24 protein-coding genes and 1 tRNA gene are annotated in these 26,863 nt (G+C 66.7%); 8 read left to right on the top strand and 17 right to left on the bottom strand.

Features of this window, described 5'->3' with window-relative positions:
* Nucleotides 1–290: 290 nt before the first annotated feature.
* The 3 genes from FHG66_RS13010 to FHG66_RS13000 are packed head-to-tail and all read right to left on the bottom strand — an operon-like array spanning nucleotide 291 to nucleotide 2,975.
* Nucleotides 291–2,117, bottom strand: a complete 1,827-nt coding sequence (locus tag FHG66_RS13010) for a sensor histidine kinase (protein WP_139077452.1) — start codon at nucleotides 2,115–2,117, stop codon at nucleotides 291–293.
* 31 nt (nucleotides 2,118–2,148) lie between these two features.
* Nucleotides 2,149–2,832 (bottom strand): RNA polymerase sigma factor, encoded by a 684-nt coding sequence (locus tag FHG66_RS13005; protein WP_139077450.1) that lies wholly within the window; start codon nucleotides 2,830–2,832, stop codon nucleotides 2,149–2,151.
* The gene (locus tag FHG66_RS13000) at nucleotides 2,829–2,975 is read right to left on the bottom strand and encodes a NepR family anti-sigma factor (protein ID WP_139077448.1); all 147 of its coding nucleotides are present in this window, start codon (nucleotides 2,973–2,975) and stop codon (nucleotides 2,829–2,831) included. Before FHG66_RS13000 ends, FHG66_RS13005 begins: the two co-directional genes overlap by 4 nt.
* Before the next feature lie 109 nt (nucleotides 2,976–3,084).
* Between FHG66_RS13000 and FHG66_RS12995 the strand changes: the two genes are divergently transcribed.
* On the top strand, nucleotides 3,085–3,879 hold the full coding sequence (locus FHG66_RS12995) for a response regulator (RefSeq protein WP_139077446.1): 795 nt from the start codon (nucleotides 3,085–3,087) through the stop codon (nucleotides 3,877–3,879).
* Between the two features lie 30 nt (nucleotides 3,880–3,909).
* Here FHG66_RS12995 and FHG66_RS12990 read toward each other — a convergent pair whose 3' ends face one another.
* The 14 genes from FHG66_RS12990 to FHG66_RS12925 form a co-directional block, all read right to left on the bottom strand.
* Nucleotides 3,910–4,275 carry a hypothetical protein gene (locus FHG66_RS12990; protein ID WP_139077444.1) on the bottom strand — a complete coding sequence of 122 codons (366 nt, stop codon included), beginning with the start codon at nucleotides 4,273–4,275 and terminating at the stop codon, nucleotides 3,910–3,912.
* A 243-nt stretch (nucleotides 4,276–4,518) separates the two neighbouring features.
* Nucleotides 4,519–5,574 (bottom strand): DNA topoisomerase IB, encoded by a 1,056-nt coding sequence (locus tag FHG66_RS12985; RefSeq protein WP_246082590.1) that lies wholly within the window; start codon nucleotides 5,572–5,574, stop codon nucleotides 4,519–4,521.
* Nucleotides 5,571–5,777, bottom strand: a complete 207-nt coding sequence (locus tag FHG66_RS12980) for a hypervirulence associated TUDOR domain-containing protein (protein ID WP_139077442.1) — start codon at nucleotides 5,775–5,777, stop codon at nucleotides 5,571–5,573. The genes FHG66_RS12985 and FHG66_RS12980 overlap by 4 nt, the downstream gene beginning before the upstream one ends.
* Before the next feature lie 58 nt (nucleotides 5,778–5,835).
* Complete coding sequence (locus FHG66_RS12975; protein WP_139077440.1) at nucleotides 5,836–7,002, bottom strand: PQQ-dependent sugar dehydrogenase; 1,167 nt, start codon at nucleotides 7,000–7,002, stop codon at nucleotides 5,836–5,838.
* A 31-nt stretch (nucleotides 7,003–7,033) separates the two neighbouring features.
* The gene (gene queG / locus FHG66_RS12970) at nucleotides 7,034–8,125 is read right to left on the bottom strand and encodes a tRNA epoxyqueuosine(34) reductase QueG (RefSeq protein WP_139077438.1); all 1,092 of its coding nucleotides are present in this window, start codon (nucleotides 8,123–8,125) and stop codon (nucleotides 7,034–7,036) included.
* Nucleotides 8,106–8,771 (bottom strand): FtsZ-binding protein FzlA, encoded by a 666-nt coding sequence (gene fzlA / locus FHG66_RS12965; RefSeq protein ID WP_139077436.1) that lies wholly within the window; start codon nucleotides 8,769–8,771, stop codon nucleotides 8,106–8,108. Before fzlA ends, queG begins: the two co-directional genes overlap by 20 nt.
* An 84-nt stretch (nucleotides 8,772–8,855) precedes the next feature.
* The gene (gene mtgA / locus FHG66_RS12960; protein WP_425471741.1) at nucleotides 8,856–9,608 is read right to left on the bottom strand and encodes a monofunctional biosynthetic peptidoglycan transglycosylase; all 753 of its coding nucleotides are present in this window, start codon (nucleotides 9,606–9,608) and stop codon (nucleotides 8,856–8,858) included.
* A gap of 117 nt (nucleotides 9,609–9,725) precedes the next feature.
* Entirely contained in the window at nucleotides 9,726–10,355 is a 630-nt protein-coding gene (locus FHG66_RS12955) for a DUF1269 domain-containing protein (RefSeq protein ID WP_139077434.1), read from the bottom strand.
* 357 nt (nucleotides 10,356–10,712) lie between these two features.
* Nucleotides 10,713–15,245, bottom strand: a complete 4,533-nt coding sequence (gene gltB / locus FHG66_RS12950) for a glutamate synthase large subunit (RefSeq protein WP_139077432.1) — start codon at nucleotides 15,243–15,245, stop codon at nucleotides 10,713–10,715.
* Complete coding sequence (locus FHG66_RS12945) at nucleotides 15,242–15,661, bottom strand: GFA family protein (RefSeq protein WP_139077430.1); 420 nt, start codon at nucleotides 15,659–15,661, stop codon at nucleotides 15,242–15,244. The genes gltB and FHG66_RS12945 overlap by 4 nt, the downstream gene beginning before the upstream one ends.
* Nucleotides 15,661–16,386 (bottom strand): hypothetical protein, encoded by a 726-nt coding sequence (locus tag FHG66_RS12940; protein WP_246082589.1) that lies wholly within the window; start codon nucleotides 16,384–16,386, stop codon nucleotides 15,661–15,663. The genes FHG66_RS12945 and FHG66_RS12940 overlap by 1 nt, the downstream gene beginning before the upstream one ends.
* 77 nt (nucleotides 16,387–16,463) lie before the next feature.
* On the bottom strand, nucleotides 16,464–17,906 hold the full coding sequence (locus FHG66_RS12935) for an NAD(P)-dependent oxidoreductase (protein ID WP_139077428.1): 1,443 nt from the start codon (nucleotides 17,904–17,906) through the stop codon (nucleotides 16,464–16,466).
* Nucleotides 17,907–18,060: 154 nt separating this feature from the next.
* The gene (locus tag FHG66_RS12930; RefSeq protein ID WP_139077426.1) at nucleotides 18,061–18,867 is read right to left on the bottom strand and encodes an undecaprenyl-diphosphate phosphatase; all 807 of its coding nucleotides are present in this window, start codon (nucleotides 18,865–18,867) and stop codon (nucleotides 18,061–18,063) included.
* A gap of 24 nt (nucleotides 18,868–18,891) precedes the next feature.
* A complete protein-coding gene (locus FHG66_RS12925) occupies nucleotides 18,892–19,872 on the bottom strand; it encodes a complex I NDUFA9 subunit family protein (protein WP_139077425.1) in 981 nt (326 codons plus the stop codon).
* Nucleotides 19,873–19,989: 117 nt separating this feature from the next.
* On the opposite strand from FHG66_RS12925, the gene FHG66_RS12920 reads away from it, so the two are divergent.
* From FHG66_RS12920 to FHG66_RS12890, 7 genes are all read left to right on the top strand, one after another.
* Nucleotides 19,990–20,076 (top strand) — tRNA-Leu (locus FHG66_RS12920).
* Between the two features lie 832 nt (nucleotides 20,077–20,908).
* Nucleotides 20,909–21,400, top strand: a complete 492-nt coding sequence (locus FHG66_RS12915; protein WP_139077423.1) for a hypothetical protein — start codon at nucleotides 20,909–20,911, stop codon at nucleotides 21,398–21,400.
* 57 nt (nucleotides 21,401–21,457) lie between these two features.
* The gene (locus FHG66_RS22925; RefSeq protein ID WP_139077421.1) at nucleotides 21,458–21,739 is read left to right on the top strand and encodes a helix-turn-helix domain-containing protein; all 282 of its coding nucleotides are present in this window, start codon (nucleotides 21,458–21,460) and stop codon (nucleotides 21,737–21,739) included.
* 203 nt (nucleotides 21,740–21,942) lie between these two features.
* Nucleotides 21,943–22,401: an IS30 family transposase gene (locus FHG66_RS12905; RefSeq protein WP_139077419.1), complete on the top strand. Its 459-nt coding sequence runs from the start codon at nucleotides 21,943–21,945 to the stop codon at nucleotides 22,399–22,401.
* Between the two features lie 10 nt (nucleotides 22,402–22,411).
* A complete protein-coding gene (gene recD2 / locus FHG66_RS12900; protein ID WP_139077418.1) occupies nucleotides 22,412–24,634 on the top strand; it encodes an SF1B family DNA helicase RecD2 in 2,223 nt (740 codons plus the stop codon).
* Nucleotides 24,635–24,638: 4 nt separating this feature from the next.
* A complete protein-coding gene (locus FHG66_RS12895; RefSeq protein WP_139077416.1) occupies nucleotides 24,639–26,081 on the top strand; it encodes a DUF6880 family protein in 1,443 nt (480 codons plus the stop codon).
* 336 nt (nucleotides 26,082–26,417) lie between these two features.
* Nucleotides 26,418–26,855 (top strand): GAF domain-containing protein, encoded by a 438-nt coding sequence (locus FHG66_RS12890; protein WP_139077414.1) that lies wholly within the window; start codon nucleotides 26,418–26,420, stop codon nucleotides 26,853–26,855.
* Nucleotides 26,856–26,863 lie beyond the last annotated feature (8 nt).

The following is a 26,863-nucleotide window of genomic DNA, read 5'->3' as shown; positions in this document are numbered from 1 at the left end:
CGAGAACGACACAAGGCCCGGGTGCATGCCCGGGCCTTCTGCTTGGGGGAGGGGGCAGGACACGTGCTGCTCGGGTACTGGCTGGTTGCAGGTTTCCGGTTCATCCCGATCCGCTCGGCCCCGGTTCCAGACTGGATCACGAGGCTCGATCTCCAGCCAGGGTAGCCCGCCCGGCTCTCTCGATGATGGGAGCGACGGGCTCGATTTGGCCGGATCAGCCCTGCTTCGCCATCCACTGATCCGCTTTGTCGGGAGCGCGGCAGGACGGTTCGACCGGCCCAGTCGGCGGCCTAGACGACGTTGCGCTGCTCACCGCCTTCGAGAGGGCGCAGGGCGAACTCCATGCTCAGGCTGAAGAAGCCATCTTCGACCTTGGTGCGCACCTCGCCGCCCAGTTGGCTGGCAAAGGCCGCCACGAGCTGCCGGCCCAGGCCGGTGCCCTCGGGCTCTGGGGTCGGCTCGGCTTCGGGTCGCGTGCCGTTGATGATCGACAGCTCGGCCCTGCTGCCGTCCAGCGCAGCGAAGCGAAGGCGGATTCGGGGCTGCGACTCGCCGGGATCGGGCGCGGCGTACTTGATGGCGTTGGTGAGGCCCTCAGTCAGCAGCAACGACAGCGGGACCGCTTGGTCCGGGGTGAGCGGGATGGCCGCAAAGTCCGTTTCGATCCGGAAGGTTCGACCGGGGGCGGACGCCATGCTGACGATCTGCTGCGTGATGTCGCCCAGAAGCTCGTCCGCGCGGACATCGGCCAGCCCGGTCGTCTGGTAAAGCTCCTTGTGCACGGTAGCGAGGCTCATGACCCGTTCCTGAAGGCCCTTCATCAAGGCCTTGGTCTCGGGCGATCGTGCGCGACGGCTTTGCATGTTCATGATCGAGGCGATCAGTTGCAGGTTGTTCTTGACGCGGTGGTGCACCTCCCGAAGCAGCACCTCCCGCTGGTGAACCGTGTTCTCGAGTTCGGCCTCGTCGTGAAGGATGGTGTCCGTCATGCGCAGGAAGGCCCGCCCCACCTCACGGATCTCTGCAGGAGCCCGCTCCATGTCAAGATCGTCGACCTCGCGGCTCCCTGAGGCGAAGGAGCCGATCGCCTGTCCGAGTCGCCGGATGTAGCGGGAGACCAGAAGCTCGGCCGCGACCCAGGCCACCATCAAACTGGCCGCCCACATGAGCGCGGCGGTCAGGAAGGGGCTCAGGCCGGACAACGACCCGAAGCCGGCCGTTTCGCGGACAGGAACCGAACCCAGCGCAAAGAGCTCCCCCTCGATGACGGGCACCGTGGAATAGAAGCGTTCCTGTCCCGAGGCGGTGCGAGCGGTGAAGCTGGATTGCCCGGCAGTGACCTGCTCGGTCAGGGTTACATCCTGTGGCAGGATCTCGGCTGCGCGATCAAGGCCCGTGGAGGCGGTGAGCAGGGTGCCATCCCGGTTGAAGGTCACGAAGGCGGGCGTATCGATGGCTTCGAGGCCGCTGCTTGCCATGGGCTCCACAGCGCCCAGGGCCGAGTGCGGCAGCGCAAGGGTGATGTATCCCGAGTACCCGCCCTCGTCGCCGATGACAGGGTGGGCCACCAGAACAATGGACGTGCCGGACACAGGGCCATGCGAGTTCACCACGACCTTGGGACGCAGGTCGGTGATGATGGATTGGAAGAAGGCGTTATCCGAGTAGTCGTAGGCCGCCCCTCCCGACGCGCAGGTCATCTGCCCGCTCACCGGGATATAGGAAACGACAGAGTACTGCGGGCTGACGGCCGCCAAATGCGACATGGCCGCATCGCAAGCCAGTTCGTCGTCAAGAAGGGGACGTACGGTACGGGCCAACGCGGCGGCGGCGCCCTGCGCTTCACGGATGAACCCGGCAACCGGAGCGCTTACCCGCAGGGTTTCTCCGGCCAGGACGGCCGCCCGTTGTTTCCGGGCGGCATCCAGCCAGGCGTTGCCCTGAACCAGGGAGATGACGCCGAGCGGCAGCAGTGCGACCGCGAGAAGAAGCGACTGCCGGAACCCGAGCCGCTGGGTGAGGGGCGGGCGAGCCTGCGCCGCGGCCGGGTCGAGCTCGGGCTTTCCAGGCGGCGAGCCGATCGCCCCGGTCACGTGCGAAGGAGGTTTGGTGGACATGCCTTGGATCAGGACCCTATGGGCGCCTGCCTCATGCCGCGCGGACTCCCGACCTGCCCAGAACTGCCAAGGTCGCGCCGTCCACGCCGGACAGAAGCTCCTCGCCCTCCTCGAGCCCCAGCATCTCGGCCAAGCGCGCCCGCGCCCGGTTGGCGCGGCTTTTCACCGTTCCAACGGCGACGCCCATCATTACCGACGCTTCCTCATAGGCAAAGCCGGATGCGCCGACGAGGATCAGCACCTCGCGATGCTCGGGCGAAAGCTGGTCAAAGGCACGACGGAAGTCGGCCAGCGCCAAGCGCCCGTCATGGCTCGGCTTTTCGCAAAGCGCGGCGGCGTAGACGCCTTCCGGGTCTGCCACCTCGCGCCGGGTCTTGCGCTTGTCCGAGTAGAAGGTGTTGCGCAGGATAGTGAAAAGCCAGGCGCGCAGATTGGACCCCGGCTGGAACTTGTCGAGGTTGGTCCAGGCCTTGACGATGGTATCCTGCACGAGGTCGTCGGCCGCAGCCACGTTGCGCGTCAATGAGATCGCAAAGGCGCGCAGTGCGCCCAGATGCTCAGGCAACTCGTCGCGTGGATCCCTGACATTGATGGGAAGCGCGCCTTCAGGGCGGCCCACGACAACGCCGGAGTCGTCGGTTAGGGTGTCGCTGGGCTCGGAGTCGGAGTGCTGGGCCAGGTTATCCGGGCTCCCCGGAACCAGGGGCTCCGTCATTGGCCGCCCTCCTTGGACCGGAGCCGGGCTATCAGGTCCTTGAAACGGTCGGGGATCTCCTCGCTCAGGGCCTCCTCGTAGACACGCTTCAGGTTTTCATCGATCTGCTGATGAAGCCTGCTCTTCCCCTTGGTTTCAGTCATTTCCACGTACATGCCCAAGTCTGTCCCCTCGGCGCGTCCCTACAACCGTTCGGAACCAAACGCACGATCCCTGCGTTTGGTTCCCGGGATACGTCTGAGGGGATGGTTTATGTCGTCACACTTCGCGTCCGCAGTGGGGTCGAGCCTTCCTCACCTGCGCCGCTACGCGCGAGCCCTGACCGGGACCCAAGAGGCTGGCGACAGTCTGGCGGCCCAAACTCTTGAAGTGCTGATCGGCGATCCCCTGTCCACCGAAGGCGTCGAACCCAAGATTGCCCTTTTCCAAGCCTTCCACAAGGTATGGACTCAGGCGGGCGCGCCCCTGGACCCGGCCGGCAGCCGGATCGAAGCCCGCGCGCAGGGGCACATGGCGCGCCTCACCCCGCTCACGCGAGAGGCGCTGCTGCTGCATGCCATCGAAGGTTTCTCACCGACCGAGATCGGCGCCATCATGGGCGTGCCCTTGGAGACGGCGAGCGACCTGATCGACACGGCCATTCGTGAGATGGAGGAGTCGGTCGCGGGCCGCGTCATGATCATCGAGGACGAGGCGATCATCGCCATGGATATTTCCGCCATCGTCCGCGAGATGGGTCATCGGGTGACCGGTGTGGCCCGGACCCGGACAGAGGCCGTCCGGCTGGCGCTTGAGACGAAGCCGGATCTCGTGCTTGCCGACATTCAGCTGGCCGACAATTCCTCGGGAATCGACGCGGTGAACGACATCCTGCGCGAGTTCGAGAACCTGCCCGTCATCTTCATCACGGCGTTCCCGGAACGTCTCCTGACCGGCGCCCGTCCCGAACCTGCCTTCCTGATCACGAAGCCCTACTCCGAGGAGCAGGTCCGCTCCGCGGTCAGTCAGGCCATGTTCTTTGCCTCGACCGAGACGCTGGCTGCCTGACCCTCGTGTCCTGAATGGCAGTGTAGAGCGTCAGACGGCCTGTGCGGAGAGGTGGCTGGTCACATGGTCCGTCGAGAACGGCCGTTCCAGCACAGCGAAGCCCAGGGCTGCGCCTTCTTCCTCGGCGGCGCTGCCGAGGAGCACGACCCGCCCACCCCGTTCGGCAACCTTCTGCGCGAAGAGAGACCCCGCATAGGCCTGGGGGCGTTCGTCCACGAAGGCCACGGCCACCCTGTCGATGCCATCCAAGGCCGGAACTGCATCGTCGGTGGATACGGCGGCGACCACGGGGGCGGCGGGATCGAACTCCTCGATCGTCATCGCGATGTCCAAGGCCACGAAACCTTGCGACAGAACGATGAGATAGGTGCTTTTACCCGTTACAGAACCAACCATCACTGTTCCCACCAGATCCCCCGGGTCAGGACCTTTATCGACTCCCCGGCACAGTTCCGCATTAAACCAGGACAACATCTCGCCACAATGCGGATCCGGTTCCATCCATACTGATCACGATCGCGTGTGGGCGAAGAGGTTAGCCAGTGGGCTGTGGTCTCCAGAGCGATTGGGTTGCGACTGTCGAGGAGCCTGACGGGTTCTGCGGGGTCCGAAACCCCGAACTAGCTTCTCACCAGACACCTAGTTGTCCGAAGCTTTCTCCAGGAATGCCAGCAGGCGGGACTCGGCCGTCGATAGCCCTCGGACAGCAACGCCTTCAGGGAGGTCCGGCGTCTGCCCGGCCAAATCCAGCACCGCCGGATGGATGTAGGCCTGCTTGGCCACCGTGGGGGTGTTGTGAAGCCGGTCCGACGCGGCCTCGGCCAACGCCTTTATCTTGGGGGCGTCCCCCTGCTCCAGCCTCTCGAAGGCGGCAAGGGTGCCGGCCCAGGTCCGGAACGTCTTGGCGGTAAAGGCGAGGGTCTCATCGCCGTCCGCCTCGTCGAGATAGGCGTTGAGCTGGGTTGAACTGAGGGTGTGGGGCTGTCCGTCCTCGTCGACCCAGGTCAGCAGCTCCGCCCCTGGCAGGTCCGACGCCTTCTCGAGCACCTGAAGCAGCCGCCGGTCCTTGAGCCTGCGCCTGACGCGCTGCCCACTCTTGGCCTTGAAATCCAGTGCGATCTGCCCGTCCTTCAGCCGGACATGCTTGTTGCGAAGCGTGAGAGCCCCAAAGCTGCCATTCTCCCGCGCGTACTCCTCATTGCCCACCCGCAGCGACAGCCGGTCGATCAGCGTGACCGCAGCCGCGAGCGCGAAGCGCGCGTCGCCCGGAGGCGCCTGCAGGTCGCGGAGCACGCGGGCGCGGATCGTCGGCAGGGCATGGCCGAAGTCCACAAGGCGGTCGAACTTGTTCCCGGCCCGGTGCGAGGACCAGTCCGGGTGATAGCGGTACTGCTTGCGTTCCCGGCTGTCGAAGCCCGTGGCTTGCAGGTGACCGTTGGGCAGGGCACACATCCAGACCCGCTCATAGGCGGGAGGAACGCCCAGCTTCTCTAGACGCTCCCGCTCGGCGCCACGCTCGATCGTCGTTCCGTCGGGACCGATATAGGTGAACCCCTTGCCGCGCTTTTGGCGCCGGATGCCGGGCATTGAGTCCGTGACATAGACCAGACCTTCCGGAACCGCGATTTGCAGAGGCTCGGCCGGGCCGTCCAGAAGGCCCTGCTCGATGGCTTCGATGACGCCGGTGTCCTTCACGCGCGTTCCACCTCCGAGGCCAGCTTGAGCACGGAGTCTCCGTCCCCTTGCGTGATCAGGAGGGCCGGGTCCTCGGCAGATCCGTTACGGGTGATCTCCGCGCCCTTGATCCGGCGCGTGATCTTGTCGGTGAATGTCTCGCTGATAGTGCCGGTGGCTGTGCCGGACCCCCAGTGCCACCTGACCGTGTCACCCTTCTTCATCGCTGACCTTTCTTATCCCAGGGCAGGAACGCCGTGCCCCTGCCCCGGGGTCCCAGGATCAACGGGGCGTGACTCGCATGATCTGGCCGTCCGGCCCGTCCGTGAGGATCAGGAGGGAACCGTCACCCAGTTCTTCGACGTCGCGCACGCGGCCCAGGTCGCCCAGCATGCGCTCCTCGCCCGTGACACGATCGCCCTCCAGGCGGACCCGTACCAGGCCGCCAGGGTTGAGCGAGGTGATGATGGCGTCGCCCTGCCAGTCCGGGAACAGACTGCCGTCGTAGAACAGGATGTTGTCCGCCGCGATGACCGGGTCCCAGTAATAGACGGGCTCGGCATAGCCCTCGGCCCGGGGCTGGCCCGATCCCACGGGGCTTCCGTCATAGTTGAGGCCGTAGCTCACCACCGGCCAGCCGTAGTTGCTCCCCGGTTCGATGAGGTTGAGCTCATCCCCGCCCAAGGGACCCATCTCGGTAACCCAGAGTCGCCCCTGGTCGTCGAGGGTCGCACCCTGGATATTGCGGTGGCCGAGGGTCCAAACCTCGGGACGGCCGCCACCGCTCGCATAGGGGTTGTCCGACAGCGCCTCGCCGTTCTCGGTGATGCGGACGACCTTGCCCCAGGTGGCGTTCGGGTCCTGCGCGCGCTCGCGCTCGGGGGCGTCCGAGTGCTCGCCCGTCGTGATGTAAAGGAGGCCGTTCCCGGCGGGGACCACGCGCGAACCGTAGTGCTTAGTGCTGTCCGAAGGCGGGTTCTGCACGAAGATGTCGCGCACATCGGTGAATTGGGCGCCGTCTGCCGACAATGTGCCCCGCGCCGCGGCGGTGGCCACGAGGCCGTCGCCCATTGGCTTCGCATAGGTCCAGAACACGGTGCGAGTCTGGTCGAAGTCGGGCGTGACCGCCACATCGAGAAGGCCGCCTTGCCCGCCAGGGTTCACCTCCGGCACGCCAGCGATAGGCTCGGAGATCGTGCCGTCGGAGCCGACGAGGCGCATCCGCCCGGGCCGCTCGGTGACGAGGAAGTTGCCATCCGGCAGCGAGGCGATGCCCCAGGGGCTTTCCAGCGGCCCCGCGAAGGGGGTTGCCTGGACCGGGGTGTCGGGCAGCTCCGGGGCGCGGGTCTGGTTCTCGAAGGCGGGCTCGTAGGGGGCGTTCGGGGGGCCCTGCTCCACGGCAGCCAAGGCCGGGATGGGCAGTAGGGCCAGAAGTGGGGCAAGACGCATTGAAATCCTCCGCTCAAGTGTCCGGGCGGAGCTAGCGCACAGTAGCGGCGCGTCCCTCCACATCCGCGCGAGCCAACCGGGAGCAGGCCCAGGCGGCGGCCTCGGCAACCGCCGGGTCCTCGGCACCGAGGTGCGCCCGTGCAGAGGGTATGAGCGCGGGATCGCCGGAGTTGCCGATGGCGTAAAGGACGTTGCGCAGGAATCGCGCCAGCCCGATCCGCTTCACCGGGCTTCCCGCGAAACGGGCGCGAAAGGCCGGATCGTCCAAGGCCGCGAGATCGGCGAGGCGCGGGGCCTCCTCGTCGCGCAGATAACGCAACTCGGACGCGGCGACGGCGAACTTGTTCCAGGGGCATACTGCGAGGCAATCGTCGCAGCCATAGATACGATTGCCCAGGGCGGCGCGGAACTCCTCTGGCACCGGGCCTTTGTGCTCGATGGTCAGGTAGGAGATGCAGCGCCGGGCGTCGAGTTGGTAGGGCGCCGGAAACGCTGCCGTCGGGCAGGCGTCGAGGCAGCGGCGGCAGGAGCCGCAATGCGAAACCTCGGGCGCGTCGGGGGGCAGGTCCAGCGTGGTGAAGATCGCGCCGAGGAACACCCAGTTGCCGAAGTCCCGGCCCAGGAGGTTCGTGTGCTTGCCCTGCCAGCCCAGCCCCGCCGCCTGGGCGAGCGGCTTTTCCATCACCGGAGCGGTGTCCACGAAGACCTTGCCCTGCTCACCCGGTGCCTGTTCGAGCATCCAGCGCAGGACGCGCTTCAGGCGCGGCTTGACGGTGTCATGGTAGTCCTTGCCCTGGGCATAGACGCTGACACCGCCCCGGTCGGGATGAGCCAGCACCTCCAAGGGATCATGCTCGGGCGCGTAGCTGTCAACCAGCATGACCACCGAACGAGCCTCGGGCCAGAGAGCGGACGGGTCGCCGCGCCAATGCGCCCGGTCGGCCATCCAATCGAGCTGTCCATGGCGGCCTTCGTCGAGGAACGTCCGCAGGCGGCCCATGGCTTCGGGGATCGCGTCGGGGCGGCAAACCCCCATCGCCGCAAAGCCCGCGGCGCGGGCCTCTTCGGCCAGGCGCGCCTTCAGCGCCGCGCCATCGGGGCGCTCAGAAGTCGAGGTCCGCATAATGCGAGGCCGGGCGGAACCCCGGCACCTGATCAGCCAGCAATGACCGGAAGGCCGGGCGCGACTTGATCTTGGCGTACCAGTCCTTGACGGACTCGTACTTGTCCCAGGGCACGTCCGACACGTAGTCGAGGCAGGACAGCTGCGCCGCCGCAGCAAAGTCCGCGAGCGTCATGTCGTTCCCCGCGAGCCAGCGCCGCGTCTCCAGAAGGTGCGTCATGTAGCCCAGATGGTACTTGATGTCCCGCGCACCGGCCTTGACGGCGGCCGAGTCCGGCACGCCGCCGCCGCGCAGCTTCTTGAACACCCGCTCGCCCATCAGCTTGGCCGTGACCTCCGCATGGAACTTGCCGTCGAACCAAGCGCAAATCCGACGTACCTCGTAGCGGCCCTCGGCCTCGCGGGGAAGGAGCGGCGGCGCGGGAATCACGTCCTCCAGGTATTCGCAGATGGCCTGACTGTCCGACAGCATCCGACCATTCAGGCGCAGGACCGGCACCTGGCCCGCCGGGTTGCGGCGCAGGAAATCGATCCCCTGTTCCCAGTATCGCTCTTCCACCAGCTCCACCTCGATGCGCTTCTCACCCAGGGCAAGGCGAACTTTTCGAGAGAAGGGGGACAGCGGATAATGGTAGAGACGGTTCATGCGCGGCCGGTCCGATCTGCGGGAGAAGCGTCCCGTCCCATGCCGCAAGCGCCCCCCGCGTTCAAGGGCACGCGTGGACCCGCGTCAGCGGCTCGGCGGCTCAAAGCAGGCGGCACGCCCGTCGGCCTCAATGGTGGCCGCGCCGTCCAGGATGCTCCGGGCCCGAGCCCGCAGATCGTCGCTGGGGTTGGCAGGATCGCGATGCTTGGGGTCGGGCAGGATCGCGGCCAGCCGCGCGGCCTGCACCTCGGACAGCTCGGACGCGCCGACGCCGAAATGGCGCTGTGCGGCGGCCTCCACGCCGAAGACGCCTTCCCCGAACTCGGCCACGTTCAGGTACACCTCAAGAATGCGCCGCTTGGACCAGAGCGCCTCCATGACTGGAGTTACCCCGGCTTCGAGCGCCTTGCGCGCCCAGCTCCGCCCCTGCCAAAGGAAGACGTTCTTGGCGACCTGCTGGCTGATGGTCGACGCGCCGCGCCCGCCACCCTCGGCCGCGGCGAGTCGAATGGCATGCAGGTCCAGACCCCAGTGGGCGCAGAACTCGGCATCCTCTGCCGCCACGGCGGCACGGGCCATGATCGGCGCGATTTCGTCCAGGGGCACCCAGGCCTGATCCACGCCGCCCAAGCGGCGGCCCTCGCTTAGCATGTAGGGGGTGGTCGGCGGATTCACCGCGCCAAAAAGGGCAATCAAGCCCAGCACGAGTGCGACCGCGACCAGGACGCCCCGGACCAGCAGCATCATCATGCGGCGGCGCAGCCCTGGCGAGGGGGCCTTCTCGGACGCCAGTGCGGTTGGCTTGGGCTTGCGACGTCGCGGCTCGGAGCGGAGGATGTCATGATCCGCGTCCACCAAGGGACTCCCGACCGGGGTCTTCGGCTCCGCATTTGCTCTGTCCGCCTTTGCCATGGGCCATCCCTCGCCGCCCGGACGGGGGCGGTCAAGAGGCGCTCACGGCTCCTCGCTCACGGCTCCGCCAGAAGCCGTGGGAATCACAGCCGAGGACACATGACCCGGAGCCCCGCCCAACCCGGGCGCCGGAGCGGCCGAGATGTCTTCGGCGGCCGGGGTGGTCGGCACGGGCGCGATCATGCCCGCCCCCAGGGCAAGGCGGGCCCGGAGCCGCTCCTCCAGATCCTGCGGCAGCGACGTCTGTAGCACGCGCCCGCCCATCGAACCCAGCCGGTCGATGACCCGATCGGCCGTGAACTTGCGCAGGAGCACCGCCAGAGCCGCACCGCCGCTGTCCAGGGAGCCGCCGACCTCGCGCAGGAAGTCGTCCTCGATCCCGAGATCGGTCAGGGACCCCGAGAGCGCCCCCGCTGCCGCTCCGGCGGCCGCGCCGAGGAGCGGGTTGAGGAATAGGAGGCCGATCATCGTGCCCCAGAGCGTGCCGCCCATGGCTCCCGCTGCCGTCATGTTGACTGCCTGATGCAGTTGGACCTGACCTTCGGCCGAGCGCGTGACGACGACCACATCCTCCATCTCCACGAGGTAGTCCCGCTGGAGTTGCACGAACTCGGCACGGGCGCGGAACGCGCTGGCGTCGTCGGAAAAGGCGATCACGATCAGGTCGGACATAGAGAGTCTCCGGTCTCGAGGGTTCGGGCAGGAAACCGGGGAAGGACGGCGTGGTTCCGATCTGGCCGCATCTCGGGACCCCGTAGTGGTGAACGCCACGCAGGACCGACGGCACGGTCCGGGGTTCCTGATCCGTATGAACGGAGGAGTCCCGGACCCGCGCCCCGCCCGTTGGTTCCATTGGCTTCGTGTCCATGCCTTCCTAGTAGAACCGGGGGAGGCGGTACGACGCGGACCGATCGGGGTGAGGATGGCGAAGCCGGAAATGCAAGGCCACGAAAGGAGCACGGGCGCTGGGAACGACAAAGGCCGCGCCCGATCGGGGCGCGGCCTTTTCACGTTTCAGGCCTGGGCCGATCATTCAGCCGGAATGGCCCGCTCCTCGATCGCCAGCGGATGCTTGAGATGCGGCAGCATCTCCTTGGGGCAGACCTGCACGAACTGCCCGAGCGCGCTGGCCCAGTCGGACAGGATCTCGGTCCCGCGGCGGCTGCCGGTCTCGGCCACATGCCGCTCCACCAGGCTGCGAAGCTGCTCCTCCCAGAAAGAGACCGCGACCGGGCCGATGACCAGCGACTCCATGTTCATGAGTCCACGGGCCTTCCCCTGCGGGTCCCAGACATAGGCCATGCCCCCCGTCATGCCCGCGCCGAAGTTGGCCCCGATCCGCCCCAGGATGACTGCCACGCCGCCGGTCATGTATTCGCATCCGTTCGAGCCGCAGCCTTCGACCACCACGCTGGCCCCGGAGTTGCGGACGGCGAAGCGTTCGCCCGCCCGTCCGGATGCGAACAGGTATCCGCCCGTCGCCCCGTACAGCACCGTGTTGCCGATGATCGTGTTCTCGGCGGCCACGAGGGACGAAGCCATCGCGGGCTTGACCACGACCGTGCCGCCCGACAGGCCCTTGCCCACGTAGTCGTTGGCCTCGCCCTGCACCTCGATCTTGAGGCCGGGCGCGGCGAAGGCGCCGAGGGATTGGCCGGCCGAGCCCGTGAGCTTGATCGTCAGATGATCAGGCTGGAGCGTGTTGCGCATCCCGAATCGCTTGACGATGTGGCTGCTCACGCGCGTGCCGATGGTGCGGTCGGTGTTCCGCACGGCGTAGGCGAGCTGCATCTTCTCCCCATCCTCGAGGAAGCGGGCGGCGTCCTTGACGATCTCCGCATCCAGCGTGTCCGGGACGACATTCCGGGGCTTGTTGCGGTCGTAGACCGTCGTCCGTGCCCCATCGACAGTGATGAGGAGCGGGTTCAGGTCGAGATCGTCGAGGTGGGTGGAGCCGCGCGAGACCTGCGTGAGCAGGTCCGCCCGTCCGATGACTTCATCGAGCGAGCGAGCGCCGATGGAGGCCAGGATCTCGCGCACCTCGGTGGCATAGAAGGTGATGAGGTTCACCACCTTGTCCGCCGTGCCGGTGAACTTGGCGCGCAGGGCCTCGTTCTGGGTGCAGACGCCGACGGGGCAGGTGTTGGACTGGCACTGGCGGACCATGATGCAGCCCATCGCGATCAGGGCGGCGGTGCCGATGCCGTATTCCTCGGCGCCGAGCATCGCGGCCATGACGATGTCGCGCCCCGTCCGCAGGCCCCCGTCCGTGCGGAGCGTGACCCGCGAGCGGAGGTTGTTCATCGACAGGACCTGGTGCGCCTCGGTGAGGCCCATCTCCCACGGCAGGCCCGCGTATTTGATGGAGGTCGCGGGGGAGGCCCCGGTACCGCCGTTGTGGCCCGAGATCAGGATGACATCGGCCTTGGCCTTGGCCACGCCCGCTGCGATGGTGCCGACGCCCGAGGACGACACCAGCTTCACGCAGACCTTGGCCCGGGGGTTGATCTGCTTGAGGTCGTAGATGAGCTGGGCGAGGTCCTCAATCGAGTAGATGTCGTGGTGCGGCGGTGGCGAGATCAGCGTCACGCCGGGGGTCGAGTGGCGCAGCCGGGCGATGAGGGCCGTGACCTTCATGCCGGGAAGCTGGCCGCCCTCGCCGGGCTTGGCGCCTTGGGCGACCTTGATCTCCAGTTCTTCACACGCGTTCAGATATTCTGCGGTGACGCCGAAGCGGCCCGAGGCCACCTGCTTGATCTTGGCGGACGGGTTGTCGCCGTTGGCCTCGGGCAGGAAGTGGGCCGGGTCCTCGCCACCCTCGCCGGAGTCGGACTTGGCGCCGATCCGGTTCATGGCGACGTTGAGGGTCTTATGCGCCTCGGGGCTCAGGGCACCGAGCGACATGCCGGGCGTTACGAAGCGCTTGCGGATGGCGGTAATGGACTCGACCTGCTCGATGGGGATCGGCTGGCCTAGCGGCTTGATGGCCAGAAGGTCCCGCAGATGGATCGGCGGGTTGGACTGCATGACCTTGGCATATTGCTGCCACAGCTCGTAGGACGCCCGGTCGCACGCGCTTTGCAGCATGTGCATGGTCGTGGCTTCCCAGGCATGCTTCTCCCCGGTGCGGCGGGCCTTGTAGAAGCCGCCGATGGGCAGGATGCCGGTCGGGCCGCGCCAGCCCTTGGCATGGACCTCCTCGAGCTTCTTCTGGATGCCGATCACGCCGATGCCCGAGATGCGGGAATGCATGCCGGGGAAGTACTCGTTGCACATCGCACGGGACAGGCCCACCGCCTCGAAGTTGAGGCCGCCGCGATAGGATGAGATGACCGAGATGCCCATCTTGGACATGATCTTGAGAAGGCCCGCGTCGATCGCCGCGCGGTAGCGGCGCATCGCATCGAGGAGCGTGCCGTCGAGCAGCCCCCGGTTGATCCGGTCGGCGATGGAGTCCTGCGCGAGATAGGCGTTCACCGTCGTCGCGCCCGAGGAGATAAGCACCGCGAAGTAGTGCGGGTCGATGCATTCGGCCGACCGGACGTTGACGGAGGTGAAGGTCCGCAGGCCCTTGCGGGTCAGCCAGGAATGAACCGCGCTGGTGGCGAGGATCATAGGCATGGGGATCTTGCCCTCGTCCTGATGCTCGTCGGTCAGCACGATGTGCGCGGCGCCCGAGCGGACGGCGTCCTCGGCCTCGCTCCGGATGCGCTCCAGCCCTTGGCGCAAGGCATCGGGCCCGGCCTGGAAGGTGCAGTCGATGAAGGCCACATGGCCGTCGAACTGCTTCACCATCACGTCGAACTCGGCGTTCGCGATGAAGGGGGACTCGAGGACCAGGATCTCCGTCTGCGACGAGTCCTCGTCCAGAACGTTCTTGAGGTTGCCGAACCGGGTCTTGAGCGACATGACCCGACCCTCCCGCAGGGAGTCGATGGGCGGGTTCGTCACCTGGGAGAAGTTCTGGCGGAAGTAGTGCGACAGCGGCCGGTACTGGGCCGACAGGACCGCGGCGGGGGTGTCGTCGCCCATGGAGGCGACCAGCTCCTTACCGTCCTCGGCCATGGGCGCGAGGACCTGCTCCAGCTCCTCCACGGAGTAGCCGGCGGCGATCTGGCGGCGGCGCAGCTCCTCGCCCTCGAACATGGCCCGTTCGGGGACGTCGCGGAGCATGGCGTTCAGGTCCACCACCTTTTCGACCCACTGGCCGAAGGGCTGCGACCCGGCCAGCCGGTCCTTGATCTGCGTGTCGTGGTAAAGGCGCCCTTCCTGCATGTCGACGGCGATCATCTGGCCGGGGCCAAGCGCGCCCTTCTCGACGACGTTACGCTCCTCCACGGGGACCATGCCCGCCTCGGAGCCCGCGACCAGCAGGCCATCGGCGGTGACGACATAACGGAGCGGGCGCAACCCGTTGCGGTCGAGGCCGCCGCAGACCCAGCGGCCGTCGGTCATGGCCAGCGCGGCGGGGCCGTCCCAGGGCTCCATGATTGCGTTGCAGTAGGCGTACATGTCCTGCCACGCCTTGGGCATCTCGCCGGTCATCTTGGACCAGGCCTCGGGCACCAAGATGGTCTTGGCCATGGGCGCGGAGCGCCCGGCACGGACCAGCACCTCGAAGACCGAGTCGAGCGCGCCCGAGTCGGAGGTGCCCGAGGGGATGATCGGCTTGATGTCCTCGGCCATCTCGCCGAAGGCGTCCGAGGACATGCGGATCTCGTGGCTCCGCATCCAGTTCACGTTGCCCTTGAGAGTGTTGATCTCACCGTTGTGGGCCAGCATGCGGAACGGCTGCGCCAGCGACCATTGCGGGAAGGTGTTGGTGCTGTAGCGCTGGTGGAAGATGGCGAAGGCGCTCTCGAAACGTTCGTCCAACAGGTCCGGGTAGAAGACCGCGACCTGCTCGGCCAGCATCATGCCCTTGTAGATGATCGAGCGGCAGGACAGCGACGCGATATAGAGCCCGGCGATCTGGGCGGCCACGGCCGCCTTCTCGATGCGGCGGCGGATGATGTAGAGTTCGCGCTCGAAGTCTTCCTCGCTCAGGTCCTTGTCGCAACGGATCAGGATCTGCTCGATCTCGGGGCGGGTGGCGTTGGCCTTTTCACCAAGGACGGAGATGTCCACGGGGACGTGGCGCCAGCCGTAGATGTAGTGGCCCATGCGGAGGACCTCGGTCTCTACGATGGTCCGGCAGCGCTCCTGCGCGCCGAAGTCGGTGCGGGGCAGGAAGACCTGGCCCACGGCAATGAGCTTGTCCATCGCGGGCTCGTGGCCGGTGCGGCGAACCTGGTCGTAGAAGAAGCGGACGGGGATCTGGACATGGATGCCCGCGCCATCGCCGGTCTTGCCATCGGCATCCACTGCGCCCCGGTGCCACACGGCCTGGAGAGCCTGGATGCCCTTTTCGACGACGCCTCGCGACGGCTTGCCGTCGATGGCCACGACAAGGCCCACCCCGCAGGAGGCATGCTCGTCATCGGTCTTGTAGAGGGAGTTCTCGGCCATCCAGGCGCGCTTGGCTTCTTCGGCCTTGACCCAGGTTTCGTCATAGATGGTCATGGCTCGTCTCCTTCCACGAAGGGGTTTTGCTGTTCGTATTCGGCCCGCGTCTTGCGGGGGTGCTCGCCGGCCAGTTCGACCGCGGCGAGCTTGCGATCGGTGTAGATCTCGGAGCGAAGCGGCCAGTCCCGCGTTTCGTCGAAAAGGCCAGGCATCAACTCCAGCGTGCCCTCGGGCTTATCGAGGTCGTGGAACCACAGATGCGAGCCGCAGGTCGCGCAGAAGGCCCGCTCGCTGAATGAGGACGAGCGGAAGCGCGCGACGGGCCCATCGACCTCCACGCCATCGGCATTGAAGCACAGGAAGAGCCCGCCCGACCAGCGCTGGCACATCCGGCAATGGCAGGCCCCAATTCGGGGGTCGTGCTCGCCCTTAACCGTGACGGTGACAGCGCCGCAGAGGCAGTGCCCCTCCATCAGCCCCGGTCCTCTGGCTCGGACATCAGCGGCGTATCGAAGCGCGACATCACCGCCCCGCAGCCGTGCTTGGGGCTGACGGACAGGAATCCGCGCTCGTCGGGGAAGATGAACTCCACCGGGGAATCGTCGCTTTCAGCCACCTCCTCGCCGACCACGGTCGAGCCGGTTCCCGACAGGAACATCCGCCAGTCGCGGCTGATGAACTCGTTGCCAGCCGAGCGCCACACCTCGTTGCCTTGCGCGTCATAGGACGTCATCTCGTACTCGGTCCGCTCGAGGGTGACGCCGTCGATGGTCACGGTATCGCCGGTCAGGCGGTCCTGCCCGACATAGCGCGCGCCGCCGATCTCGGGCGAGTCGGTCCTGAAGTCGAAGGTGTCGAGGCCCGTCGAGGTCAGCGTATCGAAGTCGGCCGGATCGGCCGGGTCCGGGGAAAGCCGTTCGCTGTGGTCCGACATGACATGGTAGGATTCCAGCCACTGCGTCTGCGCGTCGATGGCCCCGAAATAGGTGACCCCTCCCTCATCCATGTCCACGCGGCGCTGCCACCCCTCGGGGTCGCTCTCGCAGGTGAAGTGATGGGACACGGTGCAGGACGCCATCTGCACGGTCAGATAGGCGGTGCAGCCAGCCGGCGGCTGAAAAGTGCGGGTGTCCGGGGCGGCGTCCTGCGCCATGACCGGCGCGGCGGCGAGCAGGGGAAGGAGGGCGAGACGGCGCATCAGGGATCCTCGGGGTGGGGTGGCTGGTCGAAAAGGCTCGACCGCTTCCGTCGTATCGGGCAGGCCAGATCCGCCGATCACTCGGCCGCGACGGCGCTGGAGGCCGACACGGTCTGGCTCAGGTACTGGAGGATCGCGGCGGCGGCTTCACGCCCGTCGCGGATCGCCCAGACCACAAGGCTTGCGCCCCGCACTATGTCACCCGCCGCGAAGACGCCATCGAGCGAGGTCTTGCCGCTTCCGAACTCGGCCCGGATCGTGCCCCAGCGCGTAACATCGAGGCCCGGCGTGTTCCAGAGAGTGGGAAGCGCCTCCGGCTCGAAGCCTAGGGCCTTGACCACGAGGTCGGCCCCTTCAAGTACGACCTCGCCCATGGGCTCGGGCGAGCGGCGCCCTGTCGAGTCGGGAGCGCCCAGGCGCATGCGCTGGACCTGAACGCCCTCTACGGTGTCGCCGACGAACCCTTCGGGGGCGGAGAGCCAGACGAACTCGACTCCCTCCTCCTCGGCGTTGGCAACTTCGCGCTGAGAGCCGGGCATGTTGGCCCGGTCGCGGCGGTAGAGGCACTTCACGCTGGCTGCGCCCTGACGGATCGCGGTGCGGACACAGTCCATGGCAGTGTCGCCGCCGCCAATGACGACGACCCGCTTGCCCGCCGCGTCGAGCTCGCCCGAGTCGAACTCGGCCACTTCGTCGCCGAACTGCTTCTTGTTGGAGGCGGTGAGGTAGTCGATGGCCCGGACGATGCCGCGCGCCTCCGACCCCTCGGCCTCGATCTCGCGGGAGCGGTACACGCCCGTGGCGATGAGAACCGCGTCATGGCGGCCCCTGATCGCATCAAAGGAAAGGGTCTCGCCCACGGCGCAGTTCAGGACGAACTCCACCCCGCCGTCGCTCAGGTGATCGACGCGGCGCATGACCACGTCCTTTTCGAGCTTGAAGCCGGGAATGCCGTAGGTCAGAAGCCCGCCCGCCCGGTCGTAGCGATCGTAGACCGTGACCTGCACGCCCGCGCGCCGGAGCGTGTCAGCACAGGCGAGGCCAGCCGGACCCGCGCCGATGATGCCCACACTTTCCGTCCGCTCCTGCGACGGGCGGATCGGCTTGACCCAGCCTTCCTCCCAAGCGTTGTCGGTGATGTAGCGCTCGACCGATCCGATGGTGACCGTGCCATGGCCGGACTGCTCGATGACGCAGTTGCCCTCGCACAAGCGGTCCTGCGGGCAGATGCGGCCGGTAAATTCGGGGAAGTTGTTGGCGGCCTGCGCGATCTCGTAGGCTTCCTGCAGACGGCCCTCGGCCGTCAGGCGCAGCCAGTCGGGGATGTTGTGATGCACCGGGCAATGGGACTGGCAGTAAGGCACGCCGCACTGGGAGCAGCGCGACGCTTGCTCAGCCGCCTTGGGCTTAGCGAAGTCGCCGTAGATTTCCAGGAAGTCGTGGCGACGCGCTTCGGCATCCCGCTTTTGGGGCATGTCGCGACCGACGGACACGAACTTGAGCATCTTCTCGACAGCCACGGCGCAACCTCCTGACGCTGGGTCGGAATGCCATACGGCAGGTTGCCCCGCGAGGCAAGTCAGTAATCCTGACCTAAAGCAGAGTATTTCTACGTTAAGAAAGGCCCGGGCTCAAAACTATGTGCGATTTTAGGTCCGGTTTGTTCCTCAACACTCAGAAGCCCGAACTCAGAAGCGCCAAGGCCAGACTCCCGACGATGATCCTCCACCATCCGAATAGTGCGAACCCCCGTCGGCTCACGAACTCCAGAAGCCAACGGACCACGAGAACCCCGCTCAGGAACGCCGCCGCAAATCCTATGGCTATCAAGCCTAGATCGTCAAAGCTCAACAAGTCGCGGCTCTTGTAAAGGTCGTAGGCCACTGCCCCGCCCATCGTCGGCAGCGACAGAAAAAACGAAAACTCGGCGGCCGCCCGCCGGCTCACTCCCAGCAGGAGAGCGCCGACGATCGTGGAGCCCGATCGCGAAACGCCAGGCACCAGGGCAAGGCACTGGAACAGGCCGATCCCCAAGGCGGTGCCAAGGGGAAGACGGTCCGCCGCATCATGCTGCGCCGGGAGTGGGAGCCGGTCCACAAGGAGGAGCACGACCCCACCCAGGATCAGCATGATTGCGATCAGGCGGGGGGTCTCGAAGAAGACGCCCTTGATCACGTCGTGCAGCACCACGCCCAGCAGCGCCGCCGGAAGAAAGGCCAGAAGCACGGCCCCGATGAACCGCCGCGCCGCAGGGTCCCGATGCGCCGCGCCAAAGACCCAAGCCAGCTTGCCCAGATACACGGTCAGGATGGCCAGCACCGCGCCGAGTTGGATCACCACCTCAAAAGTTCGGCCGCTGCTGTGGAAGCCCAGGAAATGGCTGGCAAGCAGCAGGTGCCCCGTCGAGGAGACGGGGATGAACTCGGTCGCCCCCTCAAGAAGCCCGAGGGCGGTGGCCGTGACAGCCTCCGGCAGGGTCATGGCGGATCCGTGAGTTGGCGCGCGTCAACTGCGAAGGTTGCGCGCGGATTCCTTGATGGTCGAGTACTGCCCAGAGGGACGGAAGCGCCAGAGATAGTCGGGCAGTACTCCGTCCATGTCGGTTGGCTTGATCCCCAGGTCCTCGAAGCCGCGGGCACCAAGCGACACGACGTTGTCGGTCCGCAGCGATTCAACTTGGTCGCGGGTGACGGGGGACGGCATGAGGCCGCCGCTCAGCGTCCGGCCGGCGTCGAAGACCGACCCCATGAGGCCGCCCAGCCAGAAGGGGAGACCCACCACGAGGCGCCGACGTCGGACGACGTGGAGCATCCGGTCCATCAGCTCGCGGAAGGTCATGACCTCGGGCCCGCCCAATTCGTAAAGGCCCGGAGCGGCCCGGCCTGTCGCACCCAAGGCGGCGGCGGCGGCCACGTCATCCACCCAGACCGGCTGGAAGCGCGTGCCAGCGCCGATCAGCGGCAGCACCGGCCCGCGTGAGGCCATCGTGGCGAAGCGGTTGAAGAACGAGTCCTCCTGGCCGAACAGGATCGACGGCCGCAGGATCACCGCGTGCGGCATGGACCGGAGCACCGCGGCCTCGCCCTCGGCCTTGGAGCGGGCGTATTCGCTGGCCCCGTCGGTCGAAGCGCCCAGGGCCGAGACGTGGACCATCCGGCGCACGCCCTCCTCAAGGCAGATACGCGCGATGCGGGCGGCACCATCGACATGGATCGACTGGAACGAGTTTCGGCCCTTGCGGTCGAAGGTGCCCACGCAATTGACGGCAGCCTCTGCGCCCCGGAGAGCGGCGCGGACCGAGTCGTCATCGCGGATGTTGCAGGCCCAGGGAACCACTTGTCCGGTATGACCGTAGGTCCGGACAAAACCCGCCTCGTCGGGACGGCGGACGGCGACGCGGACGCGCCAGCCTTCCTTGGCCAAGCGGCGCGCCACATAGCGGCCGAGGAAACCCGCCCCCCCGAAGATCGTGACCAGCTTCGCCATGGGCCGCCCCTTTGTCCGCGTCGCATTGCATCTATCCCCGACAAAACCCGGGAGCAAGCGTATCCGCCCCTGTTGACACCCCCCGCGCCTCCTCGTAAGACCCCGGCCACACCCCGTGCCCAGGTGGTGGAATTGGTAGACGCGCTGGTTTCAGGTACCAGTGTCCGAAAGGACGTGGAGGTTCGAGTCCTCTCCTGGGCACCACTGTCAACCCCCTTTCGTGGGTAGATGTTCAAATTATCTCAGGATTTCGCTCGCTGGGCTGTCTAGGCGGGTAGAATTTGCCCCACAAACTGCCCCACAATCTGTGCTTCGGTGATGTCTTGAAGTCCGGTCATCGGGGCCTCCGTCCGAGGCAGAACACGACCGACTCGCCGAGCTGTTCGCAGCTTGCAAAGTCCCCAGTCAGCACGATGGCCCCCGGCGAAAGACAGACAGCCCACAAGGTTCATACGGCACCGACCTAGCGGCCCCACAGACATGACTCAGGCAGAACGGTAGAACGTCGGTCCGGAGATGGGACAAGCAGAGGATGGCTGCGACATCGGCCGATGCGGCGCGAAACGAAACACCCCTGTGCCGTGCCGCGGCAGGGCTCGGGTGACCCGGCTCTCGGCAGGAGGGTCGCCCCCCTTCCGCGCTGATGAACGAAGGTGCCCCGGAGCGCTAGTCCTGCCAGGGTCGGTGCTCGGAGCGGGGAGGAAGTACCTTCAAGGACGGCTTGCGGCAGATCGCCGTCCGGTGTTGTCGCACTGGACCGGCGCGGAGCGTCTACGCCGAGCGTTACGAACCAATGCGCGGGCGAATGCGCACCGGTCGAGGGGGAGATCAGACAAGTGCATCTCTTCAGCCCAGGAGACTTGTCAACTCGCATAGACCTCAGCGCTGACTTGGACCGGACCACCTCATGGCGCCCCAAGGACCTCAACGAAGGCTCCTGAAGCGGGTCTCAACTCTTTGAGCTTTTTGGCGCGGCTTGCTTCCGGCGCCTGCCTGTCGGCCTCACTTCCGCTCCAGACAGCACAAGGAGCACAACATGCCGGCAGATCATCCCGAGGCCCTGATCGAGGAGACCCTTGCCGGTCCCTTTGGCAAACTTCCCATGGCGGGCATGCTGAGGGAACACGGCTCGCGCTTCATGGGCGCGGCCCTGCCCGCGACGTACAAACGCGGCATGCCTAGGAGGTGCTTTCGCAACGCCGCGCAGCTGACGCGGTCGCGCCATCTCGAGTACTGGGAAGGCTGGGCTTGGGTCCCCAGCTTCGGCGCGCTTCCGTTCGACCATGCCTGGTGCGTGGACCCGCAGAGCGGATGCGTGGTCGACTCGACTTGGGAGAACCCTGCCGATTGCGTCTATCTGGGCTTGCACGTCCCCACCGAGGTGCTCCTTGAGGCACGCCGCGAAACCGGAGTCTGGGGTGTTCTGGACGTGAGGCGGGGTCGCATGGCTGACGCCCTGAAGCGCTACCTTTCGCAGCTGCCATTGAGGGACGAGACTTTAGGGCAGGAGATGAGCCTGTCCGCATAGCCTTGGATTGCTGGGCAGGACGAGCCCTTATCGGGTAAGACAAGCAGCTCCATAATTATGCCGAGGGATCGAGGCGAGCAAAGAAGCCGGTTTACTAACACAATGTTTGTTATGCGACTTCTGGGTGTAGACGGGGCACACTTTATCTCGAGTTGCGACAGGTGCGTGGATCCGAGGGGTTACCTGAAGGATGCAATGCCCTGCTCGTTCGTTCACCTGAGTCCGCAAGAGTGCCGCCAGTTGGCGCGCCTGCACGAGAGCAAGCTTCCTGTCACGGAGATCGCCCGTCGGCTCGGCCGGCACCGCTCGACCATCTATCGTGAGCTCAGGCGCAATTAGTGGCCTGATGCCGAGGTGCCGCAGGCCGAGGGCACCTGGCCAGTGACGGCCCAGCAACTGGCCAATGGACGATGCTGGTCCTCGGGGAAGCTGGCGCGTCACCCGGACCTGCGTGCGGCGGTGATCGACCACCTCAAGAATGGCTGGTCGCCCGAGCAGATCGCCGGTCGGCTGAAGCTTGAGCCGGACAGCGTCCATCGGCTCTGCCACGAGACGATTACCGCTTCGTATACTCCACTGCGGGCCAAAGCCAGGAACTGGCCCACCACCTGCCGGAACGGCGTCGCAAGCGCCGGCCCCGATTTGCCGGAAAGCCAAGAAGCCCCGTGTTTCCAGAGACCTCGCGCATCGATCACCGCCCCGAGGCGGTCAACGCCCGCCAGGAGTTCGGGCACTGGGAAGCAGACCTGATGATCCTCCGCAAGCAGCACAGGCCCGCGAACGTGGCCACCGTTGTCGAGCGCAAGAGCCGCTTTACGCTTCTGTTCCGCAACAAGGACCGGCGCTCCAAGCCGCTCATGGGGAAGCTCATCGATCTGCTCTCGCCCCTGCCCCAAGCAACTGCGGGACCACGCGTCTCCCTTGGCGAGTGCTGCAACGTAAAGGCTGAGGAGCTACATCTCCGACTGGTGCAGGGTCCTGGCAGATCAAGCGAGAGGTGATGGAACGCTTTTGCATAGTACTGCATCTCCCGCCGATCGCCCCACCGAGGTCCTGTCCGGCCTTGTCGAGCGCGTGACCTTCCACTCCGTCGAGAGCGGCTTCTGCGTGCTGCGGGTGAAGGCGCGTGGGCACCGGGACTTTGTGACGGTGGTGGGGCACGCCGCGATGGTCTCGGCGGGCGAGTGGGCCACCGCTTCGGGCGAGTGGACCAACGACAGCATGCATGGCCTGCAGTTCCGGGCGCGGTTCCTGAAGACCTCCGAGCCGACCTCCGAGGAGGGCATCGAGCGCTACCTGGGCTCGGGGATGATCCGCGGCATCGGCCCGGTCTACGCGCGTCGGCTGGTCCAGCTTTTCGGCACGGAGGTCTTCGACATCATTGAGGCCGCGCCCCAGCGCCTGCGCGAAGTGGGCGGCATCGGCCCCAAGCGCATGGCGCGGATCATCTCGGCCTGGGCGGACCAGAAGGTCATTCGCGAGATCATGGTGTTCATGCACAGTCATGGCGTGGGCACCGCGCGGGCGGTGCGCATCTTCAAGGCCTACGGCACCGACGCCGTGCAGGTTATGAGCGAGAACCCCTACCGGCTCGCCCGCGATATCCGGGGCATCGGCTTCAGGACCGCCGACGTGATTGCGGCCAAGCTCGGCATCGCGCGCGACGCCCTGATCCGGGTGCGGGCGGGCATCTCTTTTGCGCTGACCGAAGCCATGGGCCAGGGGCATTGCGGGCTGCCGGTGCAGGAGTTGTCCGTCCTGGCCGAGAAGCTCCTGGAGGTGCCGCGGGAGCTGATCACCTCAGCGATCGACCTCGAGGTGAGCGAGAGCAATGTGATCGCCACATCCGTAGCCGAGACGCCCTGCCTGTTCCTCGCGGGGCTCTTCCACGCCGAGCGTAGCATCGCCGAGCGGGTCCGGACCCTCGCCTCAGGCCCCCTGCCTTGGCCCTCGATCGATGCGGACAAGGCCCTGCCCTGGATCGAGGAACGCACGGGCCTGAGCCTCGCGTCCTCCCAGGCCGAGGCCGTTCGGCTGGCGCTCCGCTCCAAGGTGCTGGTCATCACTGGTGGGCCCGGGGTGGGCAAAACCACGCTGGTGAACTCCATCCTGCGCATCCTCGGCGCCAAGGGCGTGAAGCTCCTTCTTTGCGCCCCCACGGGACGCGCAGCCAAGCGCATGAGCGAGGCCACGGGCCTGGAGGCCCGCACCATTCACCGTCTGCTGGAGTTCGATCCCAAGACCGGCGGCTTCAAGCGAGGCGAGGAGAGTCCACTCGACTGCGACCTCCTTGTCGTGGACGAGAGTTCCATGATTGATGTGCCGCTCATGCAGTCTCTGCTGAAGGCGGTCCCGGACGGAGCCGGCCTCCTTGTCGTGGGCGACATCGACCAGCTGCCCTCGGTAGGCCCCGGTCAGGTGCTTGCAGACCTCATCGGCTCGGGCGCGGTGCCGGTGGTGCGCCTGACCGAGGTGTTCCGCCAAGCCGCCCAGAGCTGCATCATCGCCAGCGCCCACCGCATCAACCAAGGCGAGATGCCGGACCTCGGCCGCCCCGAACCGGGCTCGGACTTCTACTTCGTCCCCGCCGAGGAGCCGGAAGCCGCCGTCGAGCGGGTGCTGGCGCTGGTCACCTCGCGTATACCTCGGAGCTTCGGGCTTGACCCGGTCCGCGACATCCAGGTGCTCTGCCCCATGAACCGCGGGGGCGTGGGCGCACGGGCGCTCAACGTGGCTCTGCAGGCGGCGCTGAATGGCCGGGCCGAGCCCAGGGTCGAGCGCTTCGGCTCCGTCTTCGCGCCAGGCGACAAGGTCATGCAGGTGGAGAACGACCACGAGCGCGAGGTCTACAACGGCGACCTCGGCCTCGTGGAACGGGTGGACACCGAGGAAGGCGAGCTTGTGGTGCGCTTCGACGGCCGATCCGTGACCTACCCCTTCGGCGAGCTCGATGCACTGCAGCCCGCCTACGCGGTCACCATCCACAAGAGCCAGGGGTCCGAGTACCCGGCCGTGGTCATCCCGGTTCTAACGCAGCACTACACGATGCTGCAGAGGAACCTCCTCTACACCGGCGTGACACGGGGCAAGCGGCTCGTGGTGCTGGTGGGGCAAAGGAAGGCGGTGGGCATGGCTGTCCGGAACGCCTCTGGCCGGCAGAGGTGGTCAAAGCTTCGGGAGTGGCTGCAAGGCGACGGGACACGACCCGACGTCGAGATGCAGGTGAGGGGATGACTTGATGGCGTCCAAGACAACGCTGAACGCCAGGAACCTGGAAGCCCTTGGGGCAACCCATCTGGCGGAACTGCTGATCGAGCTGAGCACGGGCGATGCCGCGGCTAAGCGGCGCCTGCGGCTGGAGCTTGCCGGCACGGGAGGCACCGGGGATGTCGTCCGCGAGATCCGCAAGCGGCTCACCACGATCGCCAAGGCGCGCTCGTATGTGGACTGGCAGAAGCGCAAGGCGCTGGTGAAGGACCTCGACACGCAGCGCCGTGCCATCGTGGAGCAAGTGGCGAAGAACGACTCCGCCGAGGCGCTCGAGCTGATGTGGCGCTTCCTGGGGCTGGCGAGTTCCACTTTCGAGCGCTGCGACGACAGCAGCGGGACGGTAGGCGCCGTCTTCGAGAAAGCTGTCGCGGACCTCGGCGCGATCGCGATGGCCGCGCAGCCCGATCCGACAAGGCTCGCGGATGAGGTGTTCCAGGCCCTCACGGACAACGGCTACGGCCAGTACGACGATCTGATCGGGGTTCTGGCCCCGGCTCTCGGACCCGAAGGCCTGGAGCACCTGAAGAGCCGCATGCTCGCCCTGACGGGACAGCCGGTCGAGCGCCCCTCTGGAGCCAAGCGGCAGGTCGTGGGCTACGGGCTCTCTGGCCCTGTCCATGCGGGCGAGATGACCGAGCATCCGCGTCGGAGCAGCGCGCGCCTGGCCCTCATGGACATCGCCGATGCTCAGGGCGACGTGGACGCCTTCATCGGCCAATACGACTCACTGGCGCGCATGGTGCCGACGATCGCGGCTGAGATCGCGCGGCGCCTGCTGGCGGCCGGCCGGGAGGCGGAGGCTTGGCGTACGATTGAGGCGGCTGAACCCAGGAGCGGCGGACGGGACGCCCCCGATCTCGACTGGACGGACGCGCGCATCGAGGTGCTGGAGGCGCTTGGACGAGCCGAGGAAGCACAGGCCGCCCGGTGGTCCGCCTTCGAGCGGGCGCTCTCGGCGGAGCACTTGAGGGCTTACCTGAAGCGCTTGCCCGACTTTGAGGACATGGAAGCCGAGGACCGGGCCTTGGTTCACGTTGAGCGGTACAAGAGCCTGCCCCATGCGCTCGGGTTCTTGGTGTCCTGGTCGGCCATCAGCCGGGCAGCGGCGCTCGTACTCCGGCGCGTTCAAGAGCTCGACGGCGACCATTACGAGGTCCTGACCCCGGCCGCGGACGCGCTTGCGGCCAAGCACCCGCTCGCGGCCACGCTGGCGCTGCGGGCAATGATTGACTTCACTCTGATCCACAGCCGGGCCAGCCGCTACCGCCATGCCGCCCGTCATCTGCTCGAGTGCGAAAGCCTCGCGTCCTCAGTCCTGGACTGGGGGGATGTCGAGACGCACGAGGCCTACTTGGCACGGCTGAAGAAGCAGCACGGGCGCAAGAGCGCGTTCTGGAGCGTGACGGGCTGAAGGAGATATTCGAACATCGCCGCTTAGAACTGGTCGAAGCGGCCGGCACCGTCGCATCATGTTCAAGACGGTTGGCGAGCAGGACGTCCCCGATGTAGTAGCCGGGTCTCAATGCCAGTCAATCTTGCCAGACCGCGCAGGAGAGCCGGCAGAGGATCGCGCCAATGAGCCTTGACGCGAGGTCCGCCGGATTGATCCAGATCAGGACGGCCCCAACTTCCCCCGGCTTAAGGCAGGCCGAACCTGCCCGGGGGGACAGCCAGGATCGACTCAGACCTGTCCGAACTGCTGCGCGTCGACGTCCTGCGCAAATCGGGTCTTCTTGCGGCAGCTCCGATGCGGGATCTTGAGGAGTTGTGCCGACAGACCCGGGACCGCTTCGGCGTGCGGACAGCCTTGGTGACGCTGGTCAGCGAACACCGGCAGGTCGTTCTGGCCTCGTCCGGCGGCGGAGAGCGGCAGACCCCCCGCTCGGTGGCGTTCTGCGACCATACCATTCGCAGGGACGCGGTCCTTGTCGTGCCGGACGCGACGCGGGATCCGCGCTTCGCGCGCAGCCCTCTCGTGACGGGCTGGCCGTTCCTGCGCTTCTATGCGGGCGCCCCACTGGTCTTTGCGCGAGGCGCCAGGATCGGGTCCTTGTGTCTTCTCGACACGGCGCCCCATGAGCTGACGCGGAGCGACGCGGAAGACCTGGCGCAGACAGCCGAACGAACTACGGGACTTCTACTCGAGCGCGCCTACGAGGCGAGCTTCGAGCGGATCATCGCATGAGGGCCGAG

This window comes from Rubellimicrobium rubrum (genome assembly GCF_006152115.1).
Classification (GTDB): domain Bacteria; phylum Pseudomonadota; class Alphaproteobacteria; order Rhodobacterales; family Rhodobacteraceae; genus Rubellimicrobium; species Rubellimicrobium rubrum.
The sequence above is the reverse complement of the archived record's forward strand: the minus strand, read 5'-3'. Positions and strand labels throughout refer to the sequence as shown.

Bases quoted from the DNA above. Each gene is read 5' to 3' on its own strand.
- FHG66_RS13010 (WP_139077452.1), bottom strand. From the start codon at position 2,117: ATGTCCACCAAACCTCCTTCGCACGTGACCGGGGCGATCGGCTCGCCG.
- FHG66_RS13005 (WP_139077450.1), bottom strand. From the start codon at position 2,832: ATGACGGAGCCCCTGGTTCCGGGGAGCCCGGATAACCTGGCCCAGCAC.
- FHG66_RS13000 (WP_139077448.1), bottom strand. From the start codon at position 2,975: ATGACTGAAACCAAGGGGAAGAGCAGGCTTCATCAGCAGATCGATGAA.
- FHG66_RS12995 (WP_139077446.1), top strand. From the start codon at position 3,085: ATGTCGTCACACTTCGCGTCCGCAGTGGGGTCGAGCCTTCCTCACCTG.
- FHG66_RS12990 (WP_139077444.1), bottom strand. From the start codon at position 4,275: ATGGTTGGTTCTGTAACGGGTAAAAGCACCTATCTCATCGTTCTGTCG.
- FHG66_RS12980 (WP_139077442.1), bottom strand. From the start codon at position 5,777: ATGAAGAAGGGTGACACGGTCAGGTGGCACTGGGGGTCCGGCACAGCC.
- FHG66_RS12975 (WP_139077440.1), bottom strand. From the start codon at position 7,002: ATGCGTCTTGCCCCACTTCTGGCCCTACTGCCCATCCCGGCCTTGGCT.
- queG (WP_139077438.1), bottom strand. From the start codon at position 8,125: ATGCGGACCTCGACTTCTGAGCGCCCCGATGGCGCGGCGCTGAAGGCG.
- fzlA (WP_139077436.1), bottom strand. From the start codon at position 8,771: ATGAACCGTCTCTACCATTATCCGCTGTCCCCCTTCTCTCGAAAAGTT.
- FHG66_RS12955 (WP_139077434.1), bottom strand. From the start codon at position 10,355: ATGTCCGACCTGATCGTGATCGCCTTTTCCGACGACGCCAGCGCGTTC.
- gltB (WP_139077432.1), bottom strand. From the start codon at position 15,245: ATGACCATCTATGACGAAACCTGGGTCAAGGCCGAAGAAGCCAAGCGC.
- FHG66_RS12945 (WP_139077430.1), bottom strand. From the start codon at position 15,661: ATGGAGGGGCACTGCCTCTGCGGCGCTGTCACCGTCACGGTTAAGGGC.
- FHG66_RS12940 (WP_246082589.1), bottom strand. From the start codon at position 16,386: ATGCGCCGTCTCGCCCTCCTTCCCCTGCTCGCCGCCGCGCCGGTCATG.
- FHG66_RS12930 (WP_139077426.1), bottom strand. From the start codon at position 18,867: ATGACCCTGCCGGAGGCTGTCACGGCCACCGCCCTCGGGCTTCTTGAG.
- FHG66_RS12925 (WP_139077425.1), bottom strand. From the start codon at position 19,872: ATGGCGAAGCTGGTCACGATCTTCGGGGGGGCGGGTTTCCTCGGCCGC.
- FHG66_RS12915 (WP_139077423.1), top strand. From the start codon at position 20,909: ATGCCGGCAGATCATCCCGAGGCCCTGATCGAGGAGACCCTTGCCGGT.
- FHG66_RS22925 (WP_139077421.1), top strand. From the start codon at position 21,458: ATGCCGAGGGATCGAGGCGAGCAAAGAAGCCGGTTTACTAACACAATG.
- FHG66_RS12895 (WP_139077416.1), top strand. From the start codon at position 24,639: ATGGCGTCCAAGACAACGCTGAACGCCAGGAACCTGGAAGCCCTTGGG.
- FHG66_RS12890 (WP_139077414.1), top strand. From the start codon at position 26,418: ATGCGGGATCTTGAGGAGTTGTGCCGACAGACCCGGGACCGCTTCGGC.